Source organism: Rhizobacter sp. P3_B12 (genome assembly GCF_056402895.1).
On sequence record NZ_JBFUGN010001203.1, the window covers coordinates 1 to 1,645 of the forward strand.

A 1,645-nucleotide genomic window follows, 5' to 3' on the forward strand; every position below is an offset into this window, starting at 1 on the left:
TTCCTGCTGTGGGTGTACTTCTCGTGGCTGGTGACGCTGGCGGCGGCGCTGGTGACGTCGAACCTGGCGCGGGCGAGGAAGCAGCCGCCGGGGACCAGGAAGCCCGCGAAGGCCTGACCCGAGTCGTCACCCGCCGGTGATTCCCTCGTACGCCAGCACCGGCTCGAACTCCCGCAGCGTGGCGTAGAACGCCGCGGCATTCGCCGCATCGAAGAAGAGCGGCACGCACAGGCGGAACACCACGGCGCGCAGCACCAGCTGCCGTCGAAGCGCGTGCGGAAGGTCCAGCAACTCCAGCGACGCCGCCGGCGCGTGATGCCACGCGATGCTGTCGGCCACGAGCACGGCATGCGCGTACGCGACCGGCCGGAACGCCGGCGAGATGTCGATGACGACCGGTGCATCGCCGTCGAACAGGATGTTGCCCGCCAGGTCGGTGTGGACGAACTGGCTCGGCAGGTCGACGGGCTGCCAGCGGGACTGCAACGACCTCACCACGGCCTTGACCTCGTCGCGTGCGTCCTCGGGCACACCGCGCTCGTTCCACGCGACCTGGGCGGCAGCCGTCCATGGGTTGGTCCACGCGTCGAACGCGGCCGGCTTGCCGATGTGGCGGACCGCGCGATGAAACGCAGTGGAAGCCGCGAGCTTGTCGGCCATCCGCCCTTCGACGAAGGCGCTGTCGACATGGCGTGTCGCACCCCACCCCTGCTCGCACCAGGCCCCAGCCAGGGATCGCACCGGTGCCGCCGCCTTCAGGCCGTGGAAGTCGACGCCCTCCAGCACATCGCCCAGCCACTCGTACTTGAAGATTTCGTCGACCGGCTTCAGCACCAGGTCGCCGGCACGCACCGAACGGCCCTGCCCGCCCGGCAAACGCTCACGCAGCGGGGAGTCGGTGAAACGCCGGACTGCTTCATCCATCGCCACCACCCATCACGCGCCGGTGGAATGCACGGGCTTGCGCGCCCACAGCACCGACAGGAACTCCTCGCCGAACACCTCCGCCCCCGGCGGCGGCTTCAGCATGCGCCGCGTGCCCTGCACCTCGAGCCCCGTCGCCCAGATGGCGCGCAATTGCGCCTCGGTGTAGCCCAGGCCGCCGCCGAGCGTGCGGCGCTCGTAGACCTCGGCGTCCGACAGCCCGCTGCCGCCTTCTGGGCGGAAGCACACCAGGCCGAACCAGCCGCCCGGGCGCAGCGCCTCGCTGACCAGCTGCACGTAGGTGTGCCGACGGTGCGGGGCCAGGTGGTGGAAGCAGCCGGAGTCATAGACAAGGTCGAAGCTGCCCGCCGGCATGCCGAGCTCGAAGACCGACTTGCAGTGCCAGCGCACCGGCACGCCGAGTTCGTTCGCGCGCTGCGTGGCCCAATCGATCGCCGCCTGCGCGTAGTCGACGCCGTCGACCTCGAAGCCGCGGCTCGCGAGGAAGCGCGCGTTGCGGCCGTTGCCGCAGCCGATGTCCAGTGCCCGCAGGCCGGGGGCCGCATGCGCATCGGCCCATTCGGCGAGGTTCTCGTCCGGCGCGTCACCGAAGAACGGCACCGGCTTCTGGCGATCGGCGTAGAAGTCTTGCCACCAGTCGCCTGCACGGCCGGCGAACCAGCCGTCGAGCATCGCCAGCACGGCCGCTTCGCCGCAGATG

2 protein-coding genes are annotated in these 1,645 nt (G+C 70.5%); both read right to left on the reverse strand.

All coding sequences use genetic code 11. The features are described from left to right. Positions 1-126: 126 nt before the first annotated feature. Positions 127-924, reverse strand: coding sequence for an aminoglycoside phosphotransferase/kinase family protein (locus AC1D01_RS33770; RefSeq protein ID WP_477873828.1), 798 nt, complete (start codon positions 922-924; stop codon positions 127-129). A 12-nt stretch (positions 925-936) separates the two neighbouring features. Then, positions 937-1,645 (reverse strand): class I SAM-dependent methyltransferase (locus AC1D01_RS33775; protein WP_477873829.1); only part of this gene is annotated, 709 nt, incomplete at its 5' end.

What these genes read in the sequence shown, in the direction of transcription:
- AC1D01_RS33770 (WP_477873828.1), bottom strand. Translation starts at nt 924, where the DNA reads ATGGATGAAGCAGTCCGGCGTTTCACCGACTCCCCGCTGCGTGAGCGT.